General features: G+C 63.5%; 26 protein-coding genes. 10 read left to right on the top strand and 16 right to left on the bottom strand.

The window, feature by feature from the left end:
• Positions 1-169: 169 nt before the first annotated feature.
• On the top strand, positions 170-658 hold the full coding sequence (locus AC3CCE_RS09550) for a DUF1036 domain-containing protein (RefSeq protein WP_023673118.1): 489 nt from the start codon (positions 170-172) through the stop codon (positions 656-658).
• A complete protein-coding gene (gene pyk, locus AC3CCE_RS09545; RefSeq protein WP_023673117.1) occupies positions 655-2,100 on the top strand; it encodes a pyruvate kinase in 1,446 nt (481 codons plus the stop codon). The genes AC3CCE_RS09550 and pyk overlap by 4 nt, the downstream gene beginning before the upstream one ends.
• Positions 2,101-2,108: 8 nt before the next feature.
• Here pyk and AC3CCE_RS09540 read toward each other — a convergent pair whose 3' ends face one another.
• From AC3CCE_RS09540 to ykgO, 4 genes are all read right to left on the bottom strand, one after another.
• Positions 2,109-2,573, bottom strand: coding sequence for a hypothetical protein (locus AC3CCE_RS09540; protein WP_352623659.1), 465 nt, complete (start codon positions 2,571-2,573; stop codon positions 2,109-2,111).
• 7 nt (positions 2,574-2,580) lie between these two features.
• Positions 2,581-3,645 (bottom strand): alpha/beta fold hydrolase, encoded by a 1,065-nt coding sequence (locus tag AC3CCE_RS09535; protein ID WP_352623657.1) that lies wholly within the window; start codon positions 3,643-3,645, stop codon positions 2,581-2,583.
• 148 nt (positions 3,646-3,793) lie between these two features.
• Positions 3,794-4,375: a tetratricopeptide repeat protein gene (locus AC3CCE_RS09530; RefSeq protein WP_023684032.1), complete on the bottom strand. Its 582-nt coding sequence runs from the start codon at positions 4,373-4,375 to the stop codon at positions 3,794-3,796.
• Between the two features lie 113 nt (positions 4,376-4,488).
• Positions 4,489-4,614 (bottom strand): type B 50S ribosomal protein L36, encoded by a 126-nt coding sequence (gene ykgO, locus AC3CCE_RS09525; RefSeq protein ID WP_006327841.1) that lies wholly within the window; start codon positions 4,612-4,614, stop codon positions 4,489-4,491.
• A gap of 243 nt (positions 4,615-4,857) precedes the next feature.
• On the opposite strand from ykgO, the gene AC3CCE_RS09520 reads away from it, so the two are divergent.
• Positions 4,858-5,286: a lysozyme inhibitor LprI family protein gene (locus AC3CCE_RS09520; protein WP_352511930.1), complete on the top strand. Its 429-nt coding sequence runs from the start codon at positions 4,858-4,860 to the stop codon at positions 5,284-5,286.
• A gap of 38 nt (positions 5,287-5,324) precedes the next feature.
• On the opposite strand, the gene AC3CCE_RS09515 is transcribed toward AC3CCE_RS09520, so the two are convergent.
• From AC3CCE_RS09515 to AC3CCE_RS09480, 8 genes are all read right to left on the bottom strand, one after another.
• The gene (locus AC3CCE_RS09515) at positions 5,325-6,401 is read right to left on the bottom strand and encodes a 5-(carboxyamino)imidazole ribonucleotide synthase (RefSeq protein ID WP_352511929.1); all 1,077 of its coding nucleotides are present in this window, start codon (positions 6,399-6,401) and stop codon (positions 5,325-5,327) included.
• Positions 6,398-6,895, bottom strand: a complete 498-nt coding sequence (gene purE / locus AC3CCE_RS09510) for a 5-(carboxyamino)imidazole ribonucleotide mutase (RefSeq protein ID WP_023745755.1) — start codon at positions 6,893-6,895, stop codon at positions 6,398-6,400. The genes AC3CCE_RS09515 and purE overlap by 4 nt, the downstream gene beginning before the upstream one ends.
• A 74-nt stretch (positions 6,896-6,969) precedes the next feature.
• Positions 6,970-8,175, bottom strand: a complete 1,206-nt coding sequence (locus tag AC3CCE_RS09505) for an aminotransferase class V-fold PLP-dependent enzyme (protein WP_352623655.1) — start codon at positions 8,173-8,175, stop codon at positions 6,970-6,972.
• 21 nt (positions 8,176-8,196) lie between these two features.
• Positions 8,197-8,658, bottom strand: coding sequence for a RidA family protein (locus tag AC3CCE_RS09500; protein ID WP_352623653.1), 462 nt, complete (start codon positions 8,656-8,658; stop codon positions 8,197-8,199).
• Between the two features lie 117 nt (positions 8,659-8,775).
• The gene (locus AC3CCE_RS09495) at positions 8,776-9,570 is read right to left on the bottom strand and encodes an amino acid ABC transporter ATP-binding protein (protein WP_023673108.1); all 795 of its coding nucleotides are present in this window, start codon (positions 9,568-9,570) and stop codon (positions 8,776-8,778) included.
• Positions 9,571-9,574: 4 nt separating this feature from the next.
• On the bottom strand, positions 9,575-10,225 hold the full coding sequence (locus AC3CCE_RS09490; protein ID WP_023684027.1) for an amino acid ABC transporter permease: 651 nt from the start codon (positions 10,223-10,225) through the stop codon (positions 9,575-9,577).
• A 1-nt stretch (position 10,226) separates the two neighbouring features.
• Positions 10,227-10,892, bottom strand: coding sequence for an amino acid ABC transporter permease (locus AC3CCE_RS09485; RefSeq protein WP_023693641.1), 666 nt, complete (start codon positions 10,890-10,892; stop codon positions 10,227-10,229).
• Positions 10,893-10,961: 69 nt separating this feature from the next.
• Entirely contained in the window at positions 10,962-11,792 is an 831-nt protein-coding gene (locus AC3CCE_RS09480; protein ID WP_023673105.1) for a transporter substrate-binding protein, read from the bottom strand.
• 156 nt (positions 11,793-11,948) lie between these two features.
• Here AC3CCE_RS09480 and AC3CCE_RS09475 point away from each other — a divergent pair, with 156 nt between their 5' ends.
• On the top strand, positions 11,949-12,764 hold the full coding sequence (locus tag AC3CCE_RS09475) for an IclR family transcriptional regulator (RefSeq protein WP_023673104.1): 816 nt from the start codon (positions 11,949-11,951) through the stop codon (positions 12,762-12,764).
• Positions 12,765-12,788: 24 nt separating this feature from the next.
• Here AC3CCE_RS09475 and AC3CCE_RS09470 read toward each other — a convergent pair whose 3' ends face one another.
• Positions 12,789-12,992, bottom strand: a complete 204-nt coding sequence (locus AC3CCE_RS09470; protein WP_023673103.1) for a YdcH family protein — start codon at positions 12,990-12,992, stop codon at positions 12,789-12,791.
• 239 nt (positions 12,993-13,231) lie between these two features.
• Between AC3CCE_RS09470 and AC3CCE_RS09465 the strand changes: the two genes are divergently transcribed.
• From AC3CCE_RS09465 to AC3CCE_RS09440, 6 genes are all read left to right on the top strand, one after another.
• Positions 13,232-13,411: a YdcH family protein gene (locus tag AC3CCE_RS09465; protein WP_023684024.1), complete on the top strand. Its 180-nt coding sequence runs from the start codon at positions 13,232-13,234 to the stop codon at positions 13,409-13,411.
• Positions 13,412-13,698: 287 nt separating this feature from the next.
• A complete protein-coding gene (gene ispG, locus AC3CCE_RS09460) occupies positions 13,699-14,952 on the top strand; it encodes a flavodoxin-dependent (E)-4-hydroxy-3-methylbut-2-enyl-diphosphate synthase (protein WP_352623649.1) in 1,254 nt (417 codons plus the stop codon).
• Positions 14,953-14,955: 3 nt separating this feature from the next.
• Complete coding sequence (locus AC3CCE_RS09455) at positions 14,956-15,813, top strand: lytic transglycosylase domain-containing protein (protein WP_352623647.1); 858 nt, start codon at positions 14,956-14,958, stop codon at positions 15,811-15,813.
• Positions 15,814-15,821: 8 nt separating this feature from the next.
• The gene (locus AC3CCE_RS09450; RefSeq protein ID WP_352623645.1) at positions 15,822-16,373 is read left to right on the top strand and encodes a chloramphenicol phosphotransferase CPT family protein; all 552 of its coding nucleotides are present in this window, start codon (positions 15,822-15,824) and stop codon (positions 16,371-16,373) included.
• 164 nt (positions 16,374-16,537) lie between these two features.
• The gene (locus tag AC3CCE_RS09445; protein WP_352623643.1) at positions 16,538-17,674 is read left to right on the top strand and encodes a sterol desaturase family protein; all 1,137 of its coding nucleotides are present in this window, start codon (positions 16,538-16,540) and stop codon (positions 17,672-17,674) included.
• Between the two features lie 80 nt (positions 17,675-17,754).
• Entirely contained in the window at positions 17,755-18,507 is a 753-nt protein-coding gene (locus AC3CCE_RS09440; RefSeq protein WP_352514798.1) for a Stf0 family sulfotransferase, read from the top strand.
• On the opposite strand, the gene AC3CCE_RS09435 is transcribed toward AC3CCE_RS09440, so the two are convergent.
• From AC3CCE_RS09435 to AC3CCE_RS09425, 3 genes are all read right to left on the bottom strand, one after another.
• Positions 18,508-20,850, bottom strand: coding sequence for a response regulator (locus AC3CCE_RS09435; RefSeq protein ID WP_352623642.1), 2,343 nt, complete (start codon positions 20,848-20,850; stop codon positions 18,508-18,510).
• A gap of 85 nt (positions 20,851-20,935) precedes the next feature.
• Positions 20,936-21,121 carry a hypothetical protein gene (locus AC3CCE_RS09430; RefSeq protein WP_023684018.1) on the bottom strand — a complete coding sequence of 62 codons (186 nt, stop codon included), beginning with the start codon at positions 21,119-21,121 and terminating at the stop codon, positions 20,936-20,938.
• The gene (locus AC3CCE_RS09425) at positions 21,121-22,179 is read right to left on the bottom strand and encodes a LacI family DNA-binding transcriptional regulator (protein ID WP_352623641.1); all 1,059 of its coding nucleotides are present in this window, start codon (positions 22,177-22,179) and stop codon (positions 21,121-21,123) included. The genes AC3CCE_RS09430 and AC3CCE_RS09425 overlap by 1 nt, the downstream gene beginning before the upstream one ends.
• Positions 22,180-22,191: the final 12 nt, after the last annotated feature.

Genomic DNA, 22,191 nt, shown 5'->3' with positions numbered 1-22,191 from the left:
CGTTGTTTGGCCACGGTTTCTGCGAAAATCCTGTGACGCGCGGCAGATCGCGTGTCGGGGGCCTTTCTAAATCGATTGGAATTGGACAGAACGGCGCGTTGACATGCGCCCGGACTTTTCCGAAAAGGGGCGCTGAGAGATGCAGATGACGTTATTGAGGGGTTTCGGGATGGGTTCCGCCGGCAGGCCGCGTGCGCGCACCGCCTTTGCCGTGCCGCTCCTGACCCTGACGCTAGGGCTCACCGCGCTGGTCGCGGCTTCGCCCGCCCGCGCCGATTTCCGCGTCTGCAACGCCACGCAGAACCTGGTCGGCGTCGGCATCGGCTACCGCGCCAAGGCAGGCTGGATCACCGAGGGGTGGTGGCACATCGAAGGATCGAGCTGCAAGACGCTGATCGAAGGTCCGCTGTCATCGAGGTTTTACTATCTTTATGCAGAAGACGCCGAGCGCGGCGGGCGCTGGGATGGCCCGATCAACATGTGCGTGGCCGAAAAAGAATTCAAGATTGCCGGCGTTACCGATTGCGTCGCCCGGGGCTTCCAGCGCGCCGGATTCCAGGAATATGACACGGGCGAGCAGGCAAGCTGGATGGTCCAGCTGACCGATGAGTCCACAACGGGAGGCGCTCCAGCCGCCCCGGGAACAAACAGTCAATGAGACGTAGCCGCAAGGTCAAGATCCTCGCCACCATCGGTCCTGCCTCCTCGTCCGAGGAGATGCTGCAGAAGCTGTTCGAAGCCGGCGCCGATGTCTTCCGCATCAATATGAGCCACACCGATCACGAGCTGATGCGCACGCTGGTCGGCCGCATCCGCGCGGTCGAGGAAAAGGTCGGCCGTCCGATCGGCATCCTGGCCGATTTGCAGGGACCGAAGCTGCGCGTCGGCAAGTTCGCCAACGGCAAGGAGGTGCTGACCCCGGGCCAGACCTTCACCCTCGACAACAATCCCGAGCCCGGCACGTCGACCCGCGTCTACCTGCCGCATCCCGAAATCCTGAGTTCGGTCGAGGCCGGCCACCGTCTGTTGATCGACGACGGCAAGCTGGAGCTCAGGGCGGTGAAGAGCGACGGCAAATCGATCACCTGCACCGTCGTCGCCGGCACCACCATTTCCGACAAGAAGGGCGTCAGCCTGCCCGACACCGACCTGCCGGTCGGTGCGCTGACCGAAAAGGACCGCAAGGACCTCGATGCGGTGCTGGCGGAAAGCGTCGACTGGGTGGCGCTGTCGTTCGTGCAGCGGCCGGAGGATTTGGCGGAAGCCCGCAAGATCGCGCGCGGCCGGGCGCTTATCATGGCCAAGATCGAAAAGCCGCAGGCGGTAGCCCGGCTGGCCGAAATCATCGAACTCTCCGACGCGCTGATGGTCGCCCGCGGCGATCTCGGTGTGGAAATGCCGCTGGAAGCGGTGCCCGGCATCCAGAAGCAGATCACGCGCGCCGCGCGCCGCGCCGGCAAGCCGGTGGTGGTCGCCACGCAAATGCTGGAATCGATGATCACCGCGCCGGTGCCGACCCGCGCCGAGGTGTCCGACGTGTCGATCGCCGTGTTCGAGGGCGCCGACGCCATCATGCTTTCAGCCGAATCCGCTGCCGGCGCCTATCCGGTCGAGGCGGTGGCGATGATGAACCGCATCGCCACCAAGGTCGAAACCGACCCGACCTATGCCGGCATCATCAACGCGCAGCGCTCGGAACCGGAAGCAACCGGCGCCGACGCCATTTCGCTCGCGGCCCGCGAGATTGCCGAGACGCTGAAACTGTCGGCGATCATCACCTATACGGCGTCGGGCACCACCGGCCTGCGCGCCGCGCGCGAGCGGCCGCAAGTGCCGATCATCGCGCTGTCGCCGATCCTCAACACGGCGCGGCGGCTGTCGCTTTTGTGGGGCACGCATTGCGTCGTCTCGCCCGACGCCAGCGACCTCGACGACATGGTCGACCGCGCCTGCCGCATCGCTTTCGAAGAGGGGTTCGGCCAGCCGGGCGACCGTGTCATCATCACGGCGGGCGTGCCGCTGAGGACGCCGGGTTCGACCAACATGCTGCGCATCGCCTATGTCGGGTCGGACGTGCAGGCCACCCGCAACATAGGTTGACAGAGGCTTCAACTCATCACAGTTCGCAGCGCTCTTGCCGCACCTTCGGCGTGATCGATGCGCCGAAGGAAGCGGTGTGCGCGAGGGATTGGGTCATAGAGATACTGATCTGGGGCGCGCATCTTTCGCCGGTTGAGGTCGGCGGTGTCGAGCAGGTCGAAATCGACCCTTTCCAGCGTGCAGTGCCAGCCTGCGCTATGCGAAGCCCATCCCCTTCCATGGTGCTGCAGAAGCCGCGCTCGGCTGGAATAGCCGTGATAGTCGAAGGCGATCACGCCGTTCGTCATATAGATATGGTTGCCGTAGAAATCCTCGCCCGGAATGATCCGTTCGCCGTAGAATCCGTCCAGGGGAGGATGGCTGAGGAAGGTGCCCGCAAGGATGTGGCAGGCGCCGTAGCCGAAGAAGATGCGATCCGGTAGCGCCCAGAACGCTTCGGGGTTTTTCTTGATTCCGTGCTTCAGGACATACATGCGGCCGTCACGTCGGGGCGAGTTGCGCGTCGGGCACCGTAATGTCGGGGCACTGTGCACCGTTGTACGCATCGCCGGCGATGCGTGCTTCCACGGTTTTTGCCATTGCCTGCAGGTCGACGACCTTGCCGGCGACTTTCTCGATCGCGCCGACGACGAGGTCGGAGGCGATCCAATCCGGCTTGTGGCCGAGATTGTGGACCCAGATCAGTTCGGCGCCGGGGATGTCCCTGACCAGGCCGACCGAATGGATCGAGGCATAGACCACCTTGTCGCGATCGCCCGAGATGACGATCGTCGGCGCTGTGATGTCGCGGTAATGCGGCGCGGCCTTCAGCGTATAGTCGTAGAGGCCGGCGACATCGATGGCGTTGGCGCGGAAAGCGCCGGGACGCAGCACCAGCGGAATCGAGGCATTGTCGACGTAGCCTTCCGGCACCTTGTTGGGAGAAAACACGCAGGCCGTGGCGCCGTCCATCTGCAGCGTGCCTGCCGGATAGGTCAATGTCTGCGAGAACAGCCAGCCGATGATGGGGGTGGCGGTCAGCTTGTAGTACCAGGCGGTCGCGCCGCCCGGCCAGGGGTGGCTGACCGGCGACAGAAAGACCAGCCCGAGCGTCTTCTCCGGGTGTTCGCGGCCAAAGGCGGCGGTGATCACGCCGCCAAAGGAATGGCCGACCATGATCGCATTGTGGATGCCGAGACGGTCCATCAGCCTGGCGATGGTGTCGGCCTGCCCCGACGGGCTCTCATTGCCGGGGCCGCGCGCCGACCAGCCGAAGCCCGGCCGGTCGAGGAAGACCATCTCGGCGCGGCCTTCGAGCAAAGGCCTGATCGGCAGCATCTGATCCCTGAGGTTGGCGCTGGCGCCATGGATGAAGACGATCGCCGGCAGCTCGGCATTTTGAGGCGCCGGCACGTGGACATAGTGGATGCGGGTGGCGTCGATGTCGGCAAATTCGCCGGCCGGCGGGTTTCGCCACTCGATCAGCCACGCGCCGGCGCGGGTGACACCGGCCAAGGCAAAGACGAGCGCGAGGAGCAAAGCACAGGCGGCGTAAATGAGGTTCATGCGCGGAGATACGGGGTGGAGGGAGTAGGGAGTAGGGAGTAGGGAGTAGGGAGTAGGGAGTAGGGAGTAGGGAGTAGGGAGTAGGGAGGTGGCGTCTCACCAATCTTCTCTACTGACTACTGACTAATCCCTGATTCCTACTGCCTAATCAAATTCCTTCGCCGGCAAGCTCTTCCGAAATTGCCGCGACCTGGTCCTGGGCGCTGCGCATCATCGGATAGATGGTAAGCACCTTCTGCCAGGCTTCGAGCGCCGATTGCTTGTGGCCGGTGGCGGCCATGATCTGGGCCAGGCCGGAAAGCGCGCCGAAATGGCGTGGTTCCAGCTGCAGCGTCTGGTCGATGTCGGACATCGATTTCCCGAAATTCTTCATCATGTAATGGACGGTGGCGCGCCGGTTCCAGCCTTCGGCATATTTTGGCTGAAGGATGACGACCTGGTCGAGGAAGTCGAGGGCGACGTCGAACTTCTGGTCGTCCATCGCCTTTTGCGACCATTGCATCATCAGGTCGATCGAGGCGCTGCCGGACTGGAACCATTCGCCCCAGATGCGCCCGGCGATGCGCTCGGCCGCCTTTTCGTTGCGCTCGCGCTTCAGCTCGGCAAACAGTTGGTCGAGCCTGGCTTCCCTGGTCAGGGCAACCGGCGGCTTTGCCGGCGGATCGTCCGCCGACGCCGGAGCGACGCCGAAAAGAAACAGGGTGGCCAAAAATGCAAAAAGAATCCGCATCGCCGGAATCTAACCCCGGACGGCGGATCGTCAAACTGAAATTAGCGTGAAAGTGCCTGGAACCAGGCAATTACCATCATATGGACGGAGGCAACGAGCCCCCGGCCGAACACTCAGCCCTGGCGCGCCTTGTAGCGCGGAGCGGTCTTGTTGATGATGTAGACGCGGCCCTTGCGGCGAACCAACTGGTTGTCGCGGTGACGCGCCTTCAGCGCCTTGAGCGAATTCTTGATCTTCATGGTCTTGCCCGTCGGTCTGGGCCCTGTCCGGGCCGAATTATTAAGGCGCGCCTGAAAAGCGCGCCTTTGAACTTGCGGTGGCTCATAAACGAGGAGCCTTGCCCGTGTCAACCGCAAGCGTGCTGGATAGAGGCCGAGAATGGCTTTGGCTATCAAAATATCCGCCATCTCGGCTCCACGCCATTGCGCGGCCGAAGGCGGGCTGGAATGGTGCGGCACCCGCAAGCCGATTTGGAGACCTCCATGCGCCTGTTGTTTGTGTCCGCCTGCCTTGCCGTTGTGGCAGCGGCATCCACCGCGCAGGCGCAGGAATGCGACCGCAACGACGACAGCCAGCAGATGATGAACATCTGCGCCGGCGAGGACTATCAGGCGGCCGATGCCAAGCTCAACCAGGCCTACAAGGATCTCGTCGGTCGCAACGACGACAAGAGCAGGAAGCTGCTGCAGGTCGCGCAACGCGCCTGGATCGCCTTCCGCAACGCCGAATGCGCCTATACGACGACAGACAGCGAAGGCGGCTCCATCCATCCGATGGAGGTTTCACAATGCCTGACCGAACTGACGGACCAGCGAATCAAACAGCTCACCGCGGGCGCCAATTGTAGGGAAGGCGATGCGAGTTGCGCCAGCCCCGACGAGGACGGGGATCTGAACGACGAGCTGCAATAGGGCTCGAGCCACGCCCTCGCGCAAAGTGCCGGAATGGCTTAGCTACGGCGGCTGATGCGCGTGAAATGGCCCATCTTGCGGCCTGGGCGCGCTTCCGCCTTGCCGTAGAGATGCAGCATCAGATCGGGCTCGGCGAGCAAAGCGGGTACGCGCAGCACATCGTCGCCGATCAGGTTTTCCATGACGCAGTTTGAATGCCGGCCAGGGTTGCCCAGCGGCAGGCCGGCAATGGCGCGGATATGCTGCTCGAACTGCGAAACGATGCCGGCGGCTTCCGTCCAGTGGCCGGAATTGTGCACGCGCGGTGCCATTTCGTTGGCCAGCAGCGTGCCATCGGCAAGAACGAAGAACTCGACGCCGATGACGCCGACATAGTCGAGGGCCGACAGGATTTTCGCCGCCGCGGCCTGTGCCGTTGCCGCCGTCTCCAGCCTGATCTGGGCCGGCAGGGTCGAGGTATGCAGGATGCCGTCGCGGTGGACGTTCTCAGCCGGATCGTAGGCGGCGACCGCGCCGTCCAACCCGCGCGCGGCGATGACCGAGATTTCGCGCTCGAAAGCGACGAAGGATTCGAGGATCAGCGGCACGTTGCCCATGGTCTCGCATGTGCCGGCAAAGCCGCCCGTCTCCATGTTGCGGAAGACGCGCTGGCCCTTGCCGTCATACCCCATGCGGCGGGTTTTCAAGATGCCGCTGCCACCGAACTCTCTCAGCGCCGCCGTCAGCTCGTCGTCATTGTCGACGGAGCGGAAATCCGCTGTCCTGATGCCGATGCCGTTCAGGAATAGCTTCTCCGCCACCCGGTCCTGGGCGACTTCCAACGCCCTGGGCGGCGGATAGACCGGGACCTTGGCGGCGAGCGCGCCGGCAGCCGCTACCGGCACATTCTCGAATTCGTAGGTGACGACGGCGCTGACTGCCGCCAGTTCGGCAAGGGCGTCCGCATCGTCATAGGCGGCGGCGATCTGGCGGTTGGCGACCTGAGCCGCCGGGCAATCGGCCTGCGGTTCGAGGATAATTGTGCGGTAGCCGAGGCGCGCTGCGGCAACAGCCAGCATGCGGCCGAGCTGGCCGCCGCCGATGATGCCGATGCTCGATCCCGCGGGCAGGCTCATGGCGCGTCCGTCGGTTCGGTGGCGACCCTGGCGGTTTGGGCGGTGCGCCAGGCATCCAGGCGGGCGGCAAGTTCTTCGTCGTTCAGCGCCAGCACGGCGGCCGCCAGAAGGGCGGCGTTGGCCGCACCCGCCTTGCCGATGGCAAGCGTGCCGACCGGAATGCCGGCCGGCATCTGGACGATGGAGAGCAGCGAATCCTGGCCGGACAGCGCCTTCGATTCGACCGGCACGCCGAACACCGGCAGCGGCGTCATCGCCGCCGTCATGCCGGGCAGGTGGGCGGCGCCGCCGGCGCCGGCGATGATCACCTTGTAGCCGGCCGCCTTGGCGCCCTTGGCGAAATCATAGAGGCGGTCCGGGGTGCGGTGGGCGGAGACGATCAGCCGCTTGTGCGGAATGCCCAGCGCCTCCAGCGTTTCGGCGGCGTGGCGCATCGTCGCCCAGTCGGACTGGCTGCCCATGATGATGGCGACGTCGGCGCGGTGGTCGGTCAAGCGCATGCTCCCGGCGGTAAAGGCGCGCCTTAGCGGAATTCGGGCTGGCCCGCAAGGATGGCGGCCGCCGCAGCCTAGTCCGGCCAGCGCAGGGCGCCGGATGAATCCTTTCGCGGCTGTCTCATCGCATCCGCCGGCCTGTCGGCCGCGGTGAGCACGGCGCGGAGGCGTTCGGCGACGATCTCGGCCTCGCCTGGGTGCAGGTTGCAGGGGTCGAGAAAGAAATGGCCACGCTCGACCTCGTGGTTGCGCACGATGATGGGCGGCGATCCGGCCGCCAATGCCGAGGCGAGGCCGGCGGCACTGAAGCGGCTTTCGGGGGAGACGAAGATCTGCAGCCGGTCGAGCGGATTGGCGGTCGGGTCGGGAATGATGTTTGCGACGATGCCGGGTATTCCCTGCAGCGAATCCCTCCATAGATTGAGCGCCGCTTCCTCGCGCTGGCGGATGCCGGCATGGTCGCGCTTTTCCCAGGCTTCGAGCGCCGCCATCGTGCCGGCGATGCTTTCCTTGCCAACCTTCATGGCGCGGGCGACGCCGCGGTTTTGCAGATAGGCGGCGCGGACGAGATCCTTGCGGCCGGCGACGATGCCGCTGGTTGGCCCCGAAAGGAATTTGTGGCCGCTGTAGACGACGATGTCGGCTCCGCGCGCCAGGAAGCTGCGTAGATCATATTCGGAAGCCGCATCGACGATCACCGGCACGCCCATGGCGTGGCAGATATCGCAGAATTCCTCGAGGGAAAGCATGCCGTATTGCACGGTGTGGTGCGCCACGACGTAGAGCGCCGCCGCCGTGCGCTCATTGATCGCCTCGCGCACGTGATAATCCTGGGTGACGCTGACCGTACCCGCCGAAATGACCTTGGCGCCGGCAACGCGGATCGACTGGTCGATCGGCGCGCCGTAATTGACCATATGGCCAAGCTGGATGACGACTTCGGACTTCAGCCCCTCGGTATCGTCGGGCAGCCGTTCGATCGCCAGCAAATTGGTGCCGGTCATCGCCCCGGCGATCGCCATTGTGATGCCTGAGGCGCAGCAGGCGGTGATGAAGCCGGCCTCGCCGCCGGTGAGGCGGGCGGTGGTCACGCTTGCGGCGCGCTGCAGATCGTCCATCTCCACCCATTGCGAGGCGATCTCGGCCATGGCGCTGATCGCCTCGGGAACGATGATCGAGGCGCCGAGGGTCGTCATCGTGCCGGAGACGTTGATGATCGGCCTCAGTCCCAGCCGTTCACGGATCGTGGTGTTGGAGCCGGTGTCGGAATAGGTTTTCATTTGGAGCATATCCCTTGACTGTCAGGCAGCGATCTCGACGACCGCTTCGATTTCGACGGTGATGTTTCCAGGCAGCGAGCCGACCCCGATCGCCGAGCGGGCATGGCCCCCAATCTTGTCGAAGACGCTGGCGAACAGGTCCGAGCAGCCATTGACCACTTTCGGGTGGTCGCTGAAGGTCGGCGTCGCATTGACGAAGCCGAGCAATTTGACGACGCGCACGATGCGGCCGAGATCGCCGGCGGCGGCGTGCATGACGGCGAGCAGGTTGAGGCCGGTGAGGCGGGCATGCTCATAGGCCTGCTCGACGGTGACGTCCTCGCCGACCTTGCCGGTGCACAGCGTGCCGTTGGCGCGCAACGGCCCTTGACCCGAAAGAAAGATCAGCCGGCCGCTTTCCGCATGGGTGACGAAATTGCCGATCGGCGTCGGCGGCTCGGGCAGCGTCAGGCCGAGTTCGGCTAGCCGGATGTAAGGCGTCATGGAAGAATTCTCCTTGGGCCGGCCCGTTGTTTTACGCAATTCCCAAGGCAAAGCGCTTCGCGCTTTTCCCGGGAAAACCGCTTACACTTTTCCTGGAATTGCTTTGGGCCGCCCATGTCAGAAATGCGAGGCGCGGAAGCGCGCCAGGAAAGAGCGCAGGCGCTCATTGGTGGTCTCTTCGGCAAGGATCTCCTTCGGCGGGCCAACAGCGCTGACACCGCCATCGGCCATGAAGACAATGCGGCTCGAAGCGTCGCGGGCAAAGGCCATCTCGTGCGTGACCATCACCATGGTCATGCCGTCTTCGGCCAGGCTGCGCACAACGGCCAACACCTCCCCGACCAGTTCGGGATCGAGCGCGGAGGTGATCTCGTCGAGCAGCAGGATCTTCGGCTCCATGGCGACTGCCCGCGCTATGCCGACGCGCTGCTGCTGGCCGCCGGAGAGTTCCGCCGGCAGGCTGTCGGCCTTGTGGGCGAGGCCGACGCGGCTCAGCCAATGCTCGGCGATCTGGCGCGCCTCGGCCTTGCTCTTGCCGCGCACCTTGGTGAGGCCGAGCATGATGTTGCCGGCGGCGGTGAGGTGCGGAAACAGATTGAAGCTCTGGAACACCATGCCGGTTTCGGCGCGCATATTGGCAAGGTCGCGCTCGCTGCGCCGCTGGCGCGCGCCGGCCTCACGAAAACCGACCTCCTTGCCGTCGATGCGGATCGAGCCTGAGTCGTAGCTTTCGAGAAAGTTGACGCAGCGCAGCAGGGTGGTTTTGCCGCTGCCGGAAGGGCCGATGACGGTGACCACCTCGCCCCTGTCCACCTTGAGGCTGACCGAGCGAAGCACCTCGACCGAACCAAAGGCTTTCGAGACCCCGGCAATGTCGAGAAGGGCAGCATTGTCGTTCGAGCTTGTGGCCATCGTGCTAGTCCCGGATGAAGGCAAAGCGCCGTTCCAGCCGCCGGCTGGCGTAGGAAAGCGCATAGTTGACGGCGAAATAGATCAAGGCGCCGAGGATGTAGAGCGGCATCGCCTCATAGGTGCGGCCGATGACCTGGTTGATCGCCTGCATCAGGTCGGTGATGCCGAGCAGCGAGACCAGGGCGCTGCCCTTGACCGCATCGGTGACGCCGTTGATCCAGGGCGGCAGGAAGCGCCGGAAGGCCTGCGGAAAGATGACGTAGGTGAGCCGCTGGCGAAAAGTCAGCCCAATGGCCATCGCCGCTTCTGACTGGCCCTTGGGAATGGAGCCGACGGCGCCCCGGAGATACTCAATGACCTGCGCGGTCTTGAACAAGGTCAGCGCCAGCACCGCCGCCGAGAAGGATTGCAGATGCAGGCCGATGGCTGGCAGGCCGTAATAGACGAAGAACATCAGCACCAGGATCGGGATGCCGCGGATGGTGTCGGAGAAGATACGCACCGCCCAGCGCAGCGGCGCCGGGCCGTAGACCAGGCCGACGCCGAGCGCGACACCGGCAATCAGCGACAGCACCACGACCAGCAGCGACACCCACAAGGTGATGGCGAAGCCCTGGGCGAGGAACGGTACGGCGTAGAGGATCTGGCTCAGCATGTCAGCGCGCAGCCCTGAACCGGCGTTCGACCAGCCGCAGCCCGAAGAGCAGGGTGTAACCGGTCACCAGGTACATCGCCGTCGTCACCAGATAGACCTCGACGATGCGGAAGGTGTTGAAGTTGATCCACTGGGCGCCGAAGGTGAGCTCGGGCACCGAGATGACCGATGCGATGGACGTGTCCTTGAACAGCGAGATGAAGGTGTTGGACAGCGCCGGCAGCGTGATGCGCAGCATGGTCGGCAGGCGCACGTGAACCAACCGCTGCCAAGGCGTCAGCCCGATCGCCTTGCCGGCATCGAGCTGGCCGCGCGGCACGGCTTCCAGGCCGGAGCGGAACACCTCGACCAGATAGGCGCCGCTATAGACCGACAGCGTCAGCACGAACGAGGTCGGCGCGTCGTAGGCGACGTCGATCACCGTCGGCAGGCCGTAGAAGACAAGATAGACGAGCAGGATCAGCGGCACGTTGCGGATGAATTCGACGTAAGCCGCAATGATGGCGCGCACCACGCGTCCGGCCGAGACATACCAGACCGCCAGCACCAGGCCGATGACGACGCCGATGGCAATCGAAATCACGGCAAGCTCGAGGCTGAGCAGAAGGCCGCCCCACAGCTTGTCGAAATGACGCCAGATCAGGTTGAAGTTGAGCGTATAGCCCATGCGTCTCCCGCAATAACCAAGGGGATGCGAACTAGAAGGCGGAAGGGCTAACCCTTCCGCCAGCACTTGTCAGACAACCGGGAAACCGGGATGGCGGGCCGGCGGCTCTTGGCCGAAATAGTCCTTGAAGGCGGCGTCGTAGAGTGCGGTCTCATGGCCGAACATGGCGATGGTGAAGGTCTGGTTGACGAAGGTCAGCCAGTCCAGGTCGCCCTGCCTGACCGCCGCGCCGTAGAGCATCGAGTACCAGCTCTTGCCGGCATCGAAATATTTGTCGGGGTTGCGCGAGGCCAGCCAGCGCACGGTTGAAAGATCGACAGCGGCGGCATCGGCGCGTTTCGATTCCAGTGCCTGCAGCACATTGGCCTGGGTGTCGATCTGCAGCACCTGCGCCTCCGGCAGGGCGTAATGGACCGAGCTTTCGGCATCGACATTCTGCAGGATCGAGATGCGCGTCGCCGAACCACCGGCGAGCAGCTTGTCGAAGGTCTTGTTTTCCGCCGTCGGCAGCGTCAGCAGGGCGACGCCCTCGACATAGTATGGCCTGGAGAAGTGGATCAGCTGCGAGCGCTGCGCGGTCATGGTCATGAACTGGATGGTAATGTCGACCTTGTTGGTGGTGACATTGGGGATGCGCTGCGCCGGATCCTGCATGACGAACTCGACCTTGCTCGGATCGTCGAACAGACCCTTGGCCAGGATGCGGCCCATGGTGATGTCCATGCCGACCAGCTCGCCGGCATCGTTTTCGAAATGCCATGGCGCGTTGGTGCTGCCGGTGCCGACGATCAGCTTGCCGCGGTCAAGCGCGGTGCGCAGAACGCTGTCGGATGCGGCTTGTGCCGCCGCCTTTTCGGCGCTGACAGCGGTCATCACGCCCGCCGTTGCAAGCCCGGCCATGCCCAGTTTCAGAAAATCTCGCTTGGATGCGTCGTTCACTGCGACCTCCTGTTGTTTGAGTTCCCCTTACAGACACACGTGTCGCCGACCTGAATTGTCTCTTACAATAGACACATGTATCCTATACAAGACAGATACTAACATCAGGAATCAGTTATGCAAGACAGCAATGGACTCACGGATCGGGCGGAGCTTGGTCCAGCCGAGAGCCCGACGCCCGACAAGACCTCCGGCTCGCGCGAGAAGGGCCTCAACCGGGTGCTGGAGATCCTGGAATTCCTGCATGTCACGCAGCGCGCCATCGGCATTGGCGATCTCGCCAAGGGGGTGAATGCGCCGCGCTCCACCACCTATACGCTGGTGCGTTCGCTGGTCGATGCGGGTCTCCTGGAGATGGAGGGCGACGGCAACCGGGTCTATTTCGGCAAGAAGCTCTACCTCTATGGGATGGACTATGTCAGGGGCAACGACCTGCTTAGGCGGGGCCGGCAGGAGGTCGACAATCTGTCGCGCGAGACCGGCGAGACCTCCGAATTGTGCATGCTGCAAAGCGGGCGCTATACCATCGTCCATTCCAGCCCCGGCACCAGGCCGTTCCGCATCAGCTCGGCCACTGGCCTGCAGATCCCGCTGCCATGGACGGCATCGGGGCGGCTGCTTCTGGCCGGATTGGAAAGGGCCGCCATCCAGGACATGGTCTCGGAAGACGACCTTTTGCTGCCCGACGGCCGCAGGCTGCAGTTCGACGACTTCATTGCCGATATCGCGACGGCCAGAACGACCGGCTATTGCATCACTTCGGGGCTGGTCGACGCCTACACCAAATGCCTGGCCGCCCCTGTCTTCGCGGCCGCCGGCAAGGTCGAGGCGACGATGTGCCTGGTGGTGCCGATCGACACTTCAGCGGAGAAGACCGACGAATTGCTGACGTTGCTGCGCCATCGCGCGGCGCGGCTGTCGATAGCGGGGTGAGCAGTTAGGCCCCGAGGCCGTCGGCTAAGCGATGATGTCCGGAATGATCTTGTCTTCCAGCGCCATCAGCCGGTCCTTGAGGAAAAGCTTCTTCTTCTTCATGCGCTGGATCTGCAAGGGGTCGCAGCCCATGGCGATCATCGCATTGATGGCCGCGTCGAAATCGGCATGCTCCTGCTTCAGGCGGGAAAATTCGAGGCGGACATCGGCCTTTTCCTGGTCGGACATTCTCTACCGTCTGCATGTCTGCGGCGCCCGGCAATGGGCATGATTGGGCGGGGGCGGCATCAATTGCCGCCGGCGCGCAGCCAATATCACATATCACATTGTCGTGGAATGCTACCACGCAGCATTCGACATCGCAGCCGGATGGTGGCAGACTATCGTGGTGCCGTCACAGATGCGACCTGCGGTGGACGTGCCTTTGACGGCTGCAATCGAGGAAACCATGAAAGGGAGAACCAATCATGTCTCTTGCATCCCATCTTGATGAGTTGCAGCGGAAACACGGTGATATCGAACGCGAGATCGACGATGCGATGAACCATCCATCGGTCGACGACCTCGAAATCGTGAATCTGAAGCGACGCAAGCTGGCACTCAAGGACGAGATTGAAAAACTGAAGGCGAAACCGACGAGACACTGACGCCCTTCCAGGATTAGACGCGCCGCCTTGGCGCGTGACTATCGCTCCGGTGGCGACATGCCGCCGGAGGCCTGTTTTTGCTACTGATTCCGATACTGTTGGCCGGCGAAACCCGTCTGTGGGGTCGCCGCGCTGCTGCGATTTGGCGGCTCTGCTTGTCTGTCGCCATTGACAAGCCATCTTTGCTCCTCCACCTCATGCCCGAACCTCAGCGCTATGCGCTGATAGCTGATTGAGCGTGCGTCGACGTGGACGTGTGTCGCTCGGTTGATCAAGAGGCTGCCGGCATGACCGGGTATTTTTCCTCCCCCTTTGCGCGCCGGACATCGGTCGGCGTCGATGTCGGCGGCGTGATCGTCGGCGGCGGCGCGCCGGTCGTCGTGCAGTCGATGACCAACACCGACACGGCCGATATCGACCAGACCGTCGCGCAGGTTGCGGCTTTGCATCGCGCCGGCTCCGAGATCGTGCGCATCACCGTCGATCGTGACGAGAGCGCCGCCGCCGTGCCGCGCATCCGCGAACGGCTCGAGCGGCTCGGCATCAATGTGCCGCTGGTCGGCGACTTCCACTATATCGGCCACAAGCTGCTGGCCGATCATCCGGCCTGTGCCGAGGCGCTGGCCAAATACCGCATCAATCCTGGCAATGTCGGTTTCAAGGACAAGAAGGACCGCCAGTTCGCCGCGATCGTCGAAATGGCGATCAGGCATGACAAGCCGGTGCGCATCGGCGTCAATTGGGGGTCGCTCGATCAGGAGCTGCTCACCCGGCTGATGGACGAAAACCAGCGCCAAGGCTTTCCGCTGACGGCGCAGGAAGTAACCCGCGAAGCGATCGTGCAGTCGGCGATCCTGTCGGCCGAAATGGCCGAAGAGATAGGCCTCGCCCGCGAAAAGATCATCCTGTCGGCCAAGGTCAGCGGCGTGCAGGATTTGATCGCCGTCTATGCCGAGCTTGCCACGCGCTCCAACCATGCGCTGCATCTTGGCCTCACCGAAGCCGGCATGGGATCCAAGGGCATCGTCGCCTCGTCGGCTGCCATGGGCATCCTCTTGCAGCAAGGCATTGGCGACACCATCCGCATCTCGCTGACGCCGGAGCCGAATGGCGACCGCACGCGCGAGGTGCAGGTCTCGCAGGAACTGCTGCAGACCATGGGCTTCCGTCAGTTCGTGCCGATCGTCGCCGCTTGCCCCGGCTGCGGTCGCACGACCTCCACCGTGTTCCAGGAGCTCGCCCAGAACATCCAGGCCGATTTGCGCAAGAACATGCCGGTCTGGCGGGAGAAATATCCCGGCGTCGAGAACCTCAAGGTCGCGGTGATGGGCTGCATCGTCAACGGCCCCGGCGAATCCAAGCACGCCGATATCGGCATATCGCTGCCCGGCACCGGCGAGACGCCGACCGCACCCGTCTTCGTCGACGGCAAGAAGTCGGCGACGCTGCGCGGTCCGTCGATCGTCGCCGATTTCGAAAAAATGGTTGCCGACTATATCGAGCGGCGGTTTGGCCAGCACGGCAAAGCCGCGGCCGAATGAGCCATGCGGGGGCTGCTCAAAGCCGGTGTGATCCTGCTCTGCGGGCTGAGTGCCGGACAGGCACTTGCCGATCCACCGCAATCGCGCTCGGCGGCGAAACGATTGATCGGCCGTGTCTGTGACCTGATCGAGACGCATGCCGAGCGGAACGGCCTGCCGAAGGATTACTTCGCCCGGCTGATCTGGAAAGAAAGCCGCTTCGATCCCAATGCGGTTAGCCCGGTCGGTGCCGAAGGGATCGCCCAGTTCATGCCGAGCACCGCCAAGATGCGCGGGCTGGCCGATCCTTTCGACATCGACCAGGCGATCCCGGCTTCGGCGAAATATCTCGCCGAAATGAAGACCGGCTTCGGCAATCTCGGCCTGGCGGCGGCTGCCTACAATGCCGGCGAGAGCCGCGTTTCGCGCTGGCTGGGTTCGGGCGGCTTCTTGCCCATGGAGACCGAGAGCTACGTCTTCGACATCATGGGCGAACCGGCCGACAAGTTCTCCGACAGCGCCTACGCCGGAACGATCGAGCCGCTCGACGCGAAAACCAGCTTTGCCGTCGCCTGCCGCAAGCTGCCGGTGATCATGTCGAGAACCGTGGCCATGGCGTCGATCAATGTGAAGCCATGGGGCGTCCAGGTGGCCGGCAATTTCCGCAGGGGCGCTGCGATCAATCAGTGGCTGCGGGTCAGGAGCCGGTTTCCGGCGCTGCTTTCCGGTCGTGACCCGGTGGTCAGCCGGGTGCGCACGCCGATCGGCCGACGCGGCATCTACGCCGTCAGGATCGGTGTCGACGACCGTAGCGCCGCCAACGTCATCTGCCAGAAACTGCAAAGCGTCGGCGGCGCCTGTATCGTCGTGCGCAACCGATAGGGGGCGACATGACGGCCAAAATCGTCCTGCTCAATGGCGTCGGCAGCGCCGGCAAAAGCTCGATCGCCAGGGCGCTGCAAACAATCGCCGCTGAACCGTTCCTGCATGTCCAGATGGATGCTTTCATCGACATGCTGCCGCCGGCGCTGCAGGATCATGCCGACGGGTTTTCCTTTGAGACGGTGCTGGAAGACGGCAGGCCGTCGGTGGTGATCAGGAGCGGACCGGTCGGCGCACGAACCATGCGCGGCATGCGCCATGCCATCGCTGCCATGGCCGGGCAAGGCAACAATCTCATCGTCGACGACGTGATCTTCAATGAAGAGATAGCGGAGTACCGCATGCTGCTGTCGGGTTTCGATCTGCATCTGGTCGGCGTCATGGCGCCGCTGGAGGTGCTGGAAGCGCGCGAGGCCGCGCGCGCCGACAGGCTGCCTGGCCTGGCGCGCTGGCAATATGGACGCGTCCACAAGGGCATGGACTACGACCTCGAAGTCGACACCAGCCGGCTGACGCCGCTTGAATGCGCCCGTCGCATCCAGGAAAGATTCCGACTATAGTGGCCGGTGTCTTTAACACGATCGCAGCTTTTACCAATTGCCCAAAACGCCGATAGCCGTCTCTGGCCTGCAAAGTCGTGTCGATTAAATATTTATGAGCCTTGCTGTAGTAAGACAGGTCGAAATTTCTGGCGAGACCTTTGGGGCCGTTAACGGGGGAAATCATGCCGGTGACAAATTTCCTTGGACGCGTCGTCGGTGAACTTGAAACGCCGCGCGCCAAACGGCCGTTCGGTTCTGGCTGGCTGTCCGGCTCGATTGGCTTGCTTGCCGGGGTCACCGCCCTGCTGATGGTCATCGTGCTGCGCTACCCGTCGCTTACATCGATGCCGGATCTGGCCCCCATCCACCAGATGCTGTTCTTCAAGCCGGTGCTCTATTTCGTCCTCATCTCCGGCTATATCCTGGCGATCCTCAGCATGACGCTGCGCAGGCAAAAGACGCTCGGCGCGGCAGCGATGTTCACTGTGCTGCTGGCGTCGCTGGTCGGCATGCTTCCGGTGCGCCATCAACTGCACATCGACGGGGTGTTCTTCGGGCTCGATTTCTTCATCCTGAACGCCTTGTTCATGGGTGTGCTGTTCGTCCCGCTCGAACGTCTTTTCGCGCGCAACAAGGATCAGACCGTGTTCCGCGACGAATGGCGCGAGGACCTGTTCTACTATCTGGTCTCGTCGCTGCTGGTGCAGATTTTGACCTACCTGACCTTGGCGCCGTCCAACTTCGTCAATTCACAGGGCACCCTTGGTTCGGTGCGCGCCTGGGTCCACGGCTTGCCGTGGCTGGTGCAACTGCTGGCGGTGATGTTCCTGACCGACCTTGCCCAGTATTGGGTGCATCGGGCCTTTCATCGCATTCCCTGGCTGTGGAAGTTCCATGCCGTGCACCATTCCGCCAAGTCGATGGACTGGATTGCCGGTGCGCGCATGCATTTCCTGGAAATCATCGTGCTGCGCAGCCTGACGGCCACCCCGATGTTCGTGCTGGGGTTCGATGAATCGGCTATCCAGACGTATATATTGATCGTCTACGTCTATTCGTCGTTCATCCATTCCAACATCGGAACCAGTTTCGGTCCAGTCGAAAAGGTGCTGGTGTCGCCGCGTTACCACCACTGGCATCACGGCCTCGAAAAAGAAGCGATCGACGTAAATTTCGCCATCCATTTCCCGCTGCTCGACCGGCTGTTCGGCACCCATCATATGCCCGAAGGGCGCTGGCCGAACGGCTACGGCATTCACGGACATCCCGTTCCGAACGGATACTGGCAGCAATTCCTCTATCCCTTCCGGCGCGGCTAGACTGGAGTCCTTCGCGAAGCGCGCGTGTCACCGCGCCTGGCGAGGTTAGCCCAATCCATGACAAGCGACAGAGCCCCGAGATGCGTGACGGCTACATAATCTGCGGCACGCCGAGAACCGGAAGCACCTTGCTGTGCGGCCTTCTGGCCTCGACGAAAACAGCCGGCGATCCGCACTCGTTCTACCGGCGGCAGGACAAAGCGGAATGGGCCGAAGAGTGGAAATTGCCGCATCCCGAGACGATGAGCGCGCATGACTTCGATGTCGCCTACCTCAAGGCGGCAATCAGCGCGGGAAAGGGCGGAACAGCCGTCTTCGGCTTGCGCCTGATGCGGGAGAACCTGGGTGAACTCTCGGCCATCCTCGACCGGATCTACCCAGACCTGCCATCGGACAAAGCACGCTTTGAAAAGGCCTTCGGCCGTATCCTCTACATCCATCTTTCGCGCGAAAACAAGCTGGCGCAGGCGGTGTCGCTGATCAAGGCCGAGCAGACCGGGCTTTGGCACATCGCGCCCGACGGAACCGAGATCGAACGAGTCGCACCGCCGCAGGAACCCCGCTACGATTTCAAGCGGATCCAGCGCGAGCTTGCCGAACTCGAAGCCTATGACGCGGGCTGGAACGTCTGGTTCGCGGAGCAGGGGATCGTCCCGCTGCGCATCGGCTATGAGCGCCTGTCAGCCGATCCGGCAGCGGCATTGGCATCCATCTGCGAGGCCCTGGGCGTTCCGGCGCCGAATGCCGCCGACGTAAAGCCGGGCGTCGCCAAGCTCTCCGACGAGACCAGCCTCGACTGGATGCGCCGCTATCATCTGGACGCGGCGATTTGATCAAGCCCTCTTTACCGCTACCGTTTCGCTGAGCCAGGTGCCGATCTTGCTGCCGAGACGGTCGGGCGACACCGGCTTGGGCAGATAGTCGTCCATGCCGGACTCGATACATTTGTCGCGGTCGCCCTTCAGTGCGTGCGCGGTGACGCCGATGATTGGTGTGTGATTGCCACTCGCTGCCTCCGCCGCCCGGATGGCGCGGGTCGCCTCGTAGCCGTTCATCTCCGGCATGGAGACGTCCATGAGGATCAGCTTCGGCCGCAGCGCCCGGTACATCTCGACGGCCGTGCGGCCATTGCTGGCGATGCGGTAGCTGAGGCCAAGCCCATTGAGGATCTGGCCGAACACCAGCTGGTTCACGTCATTGTCCTCGGCGATCAGAATATCGATCGGGCCGTTTGGCGTGGCGATCGATTCAGGCACTGTGGCCGCCGGAATTGCCGGGCCGCGAATGACGGTGAAGGCGGGTGGCGTCACGGGTGCCGCCTGCGGAACAACAGGCTCGCGAACAAACTGGGCCTTGCCGATCTGGGCCCGCGCTTTCTGGATTGCCGAGATGACGGTGCCGAGCAGGATGGCCGAGCGCGCCGGCTTGGTGAGATGCGCGGCGATGCCGAAATCGATGACCATCTTGCCGAAATCGACCTGATCGACCGAGGTCAGCAGCACCACCGGGATGGCGGAGAGACGGCTGTCGGCGGAAATCGCTTTGGCGACATCGGCGCCGTTCATGCCGGGCATCTGGTAGTCGAGAATGATGCAGTCGACCGCAGCACCGAGTTGGCTGGCCCGGTCTAGAAAGGCGAGGCCGACGGCGCCGCTTTCGGCGGCCGCGCAGTCGAAGCTCCAGCTTCTGAGCTGTTCCAGCAAGATCTCGCGGTTGACCGGGTTGTCGTCGATGACCAGCACGCGGGCGCCGGTGACATCGACCGGCACGACCTCGTTGCGCGTGTCCTGCTGATGCGCCGGCAGCGGCACGGCGAACCAGAACACCGAGCCGCGGCCGATCTCGCTTTCGACGCCGATCTTGCCGCCCATCAGATCGATGAGGCGGGCGGCGATGGCAAGGCCGAGGCCGGTGCCTTCATGGCGGCGCGTCGACGAGCCGTCGACCTGCGCGAATTTCTCGAACACGTTCTCGAGCTTCTCGGCAGGAATGCCGATGCCTGTGTCCTCGACGCGGACCTTGAGCTGGACCAGGCCGTCGACCACCTCGCCGCCGACATCGATCAGCACATGGCCCTTCTCGGTGAACTTCACCGCATTGCCGAGCAGATTGGTGACGATCTGACGGAACCGTCCGGCATCGCCGACGACATGGGCAGGCAGGCGCGGGTCGACACGCACGATTAGCTCGAGGTTCTTTTCGGCGACGCGCGCCGACACCAGTGTGGCCACGTCCTCGACCGCTTCGGCAAGCCGGAAGGGTGCAGGATCGAGCGTCAGCTGACCGGCATTGATCTTGGAGAAATCGAGGATGTCGTTGATGATGGTGAGCAGCGCATTGCCGGATTTGACGATGACTTCGGTGAAGGTTTTCTGGCGCGCGTTAAGCTCGGTCTTGGCGAGCAGTTCGGCCATGCCCAGCACGCCATTCATCGGCGTGCGGATCTCATGGCTCATATTGGCCAGGAATTCCGATTTGGCACGGTCGGCCGCTTCGGCCTTGAACAAGGATGCGGCGGATTCGGTGAAGGCGCGGCGGATCGCCTTTTCCATCGGCCGGAAGATCCAGAGGGCAACGATGGCAAGAACCGCGAACAGAAGGCCGCTTGCCCAAAACAGCAGCCTGTCGCTGGAGGCGTCGGCCAGATGGCGTTCGCCATCCATGGCGGTACGCACACGCACCAGCATCGGCTGGACGAACAGGTCGTTCTGGTTGAGGATTTCGCGCGAACTCCATTCGTCGGTCTGTTGCGCCGCCGACATCAGGTTGAAGTTGCGCACGATGTCGCGCGACGACCAGAACAGGTCACCGTTGACGGCGGCCGACGAGAGTTCGTCCAGCGTTTTGGCCGACAGGCTCGGCTTGATCGCGGCAAGCTCCGCGGACAGTGTTTCGATCTCGCTGGTCAGGCGTTGCGAATGGCCGCGCGCGGCGGCGGCAAGGCCGTCACGGGTTTCGGTGCGCCAGGCCGTGCTGGCGGTTTCGGCAAAGCTGGAGGCGTTGCGCAGGTCGCGGGTGAAGACGACGAGATTGCTGCTCAGCGCGTCGATGTCGTGGCGGAAGGAATTGACGCGATTGAGCGCAAACATCACCGCGGTGGAAGCCAGCGCAAAGATGAGCAATCCCGAGATGTAGCGGATCCGGATCGAGCGGATGAAGAAAGAATATTCCGGCATGCGCAACCCCAACACATACGCATCATTTTAACGGTCGGGATTACGCTTGATTTACATTAAAATTCCGTTCGCGCCTGGCGGGCCGTCAAGATCCTGGCTGCACGTGCCCGGAGTTGGCGCCATAGAGGGTGGCATCGCATTCGCGCATCATGCGCAGTGCTTCTTCCTCGGTCAGGCCAAACTTGCGCATCATGCTCCGGATTTCGGGGCCTACAGCTATCTCCACCGGTCTTGCCGCCTGGCGGGTCTTCCTGGCCTTTTTCTTGGACATCAGTACGTTTCCCGTCTTGACCGACACATGTTTCGCATCAGCCCTGGCCCCGGCCTCACCGTGCTGCGCCAGACCATGGGCGCATGGCAGATCAGGCGGCTGCCAGCCTCCTCCCGCGCGCCGGTCGCGAGCCGCACGGCGCGCCTGGCGATCTCCTCGATCGGCGGCGAGAACGTCGTCAGCCGGTAAGAGGCCCAGTCGGCCTGTTCAATGTCGTCAAAGCCGATGACGCAGAGATCGCGGGGTACGCTGATGCCGAACTCGTGGCGGGCCGCATCGAGAAAGCCGCACGCAATCAGGTCGGTCACGCAGAACGCCGCATCCGGCCGCTGCCGGCCGGAAAAGAGCCGCCTGGCGCCATCGGCTCCGGTGGCATAGCCGGTGCGGCCCTCGCGCCACACGGTCACCTCCAGCCCTTCCTTCTGCGCGGCGGTAAGGAAGGCGGTTTCGCGGGAGAGCAGGCTGGGCGTGCCGGCGGCCGAGGTCACCAGAGCGGGGCGGGTACAGCCGGCGCGGATGAAGGCATGCAGCGCTGCCTCTGCGGCTGCAGCGTTGTCGACACCGATATTGTGCGGGCCGTCGAAGCGGTCATCGCGATTGATCAGCACCAGCCGCTGGCCGTTCTCAAGACAGGTGCGGATCAGCAACTGCGGCGGCGAGCCGGACAGAACGATGCTCGCATCGGCGCGATAGTTCAGCGTGTTGCGCAGCGCCTGGTCGACATGGTGGCTGGGGCCGGAGGTGTTGAACACCATGGCCATTTTGCCGGCGTCCCGCAGATGTTGGGTCAGCGCCTTCTGCAGGCGGGCATGATAGGGCGTGTCGCCATCGGCAACGATGAGGCAGACAATGCCGGTCGAGGCCCGCATCAGGCCGCGAGCCAGATGGTTGACGTGATAGCCGAGTTGCTCGGCCGCCAGCATCACCCGCTCGCGGGTTTCCCCGGAAACGGAAGCGCCGGGCGTGAAGGTACGTGACACGGCCGAGCGCGAAACCCCGGCGAGGTCGGCAACCTGCTGGGCGCTGGAAAAACCGGTGCGGATTCTCGGAACCTTCAAGCCAACGCTCTC

Source organism: Mesorhizobium sp. P160187 (genome assembly GCF_057766425.1).
This window is presented reverse-complemented; position numbering and strand designations above follow the sequence as displayed.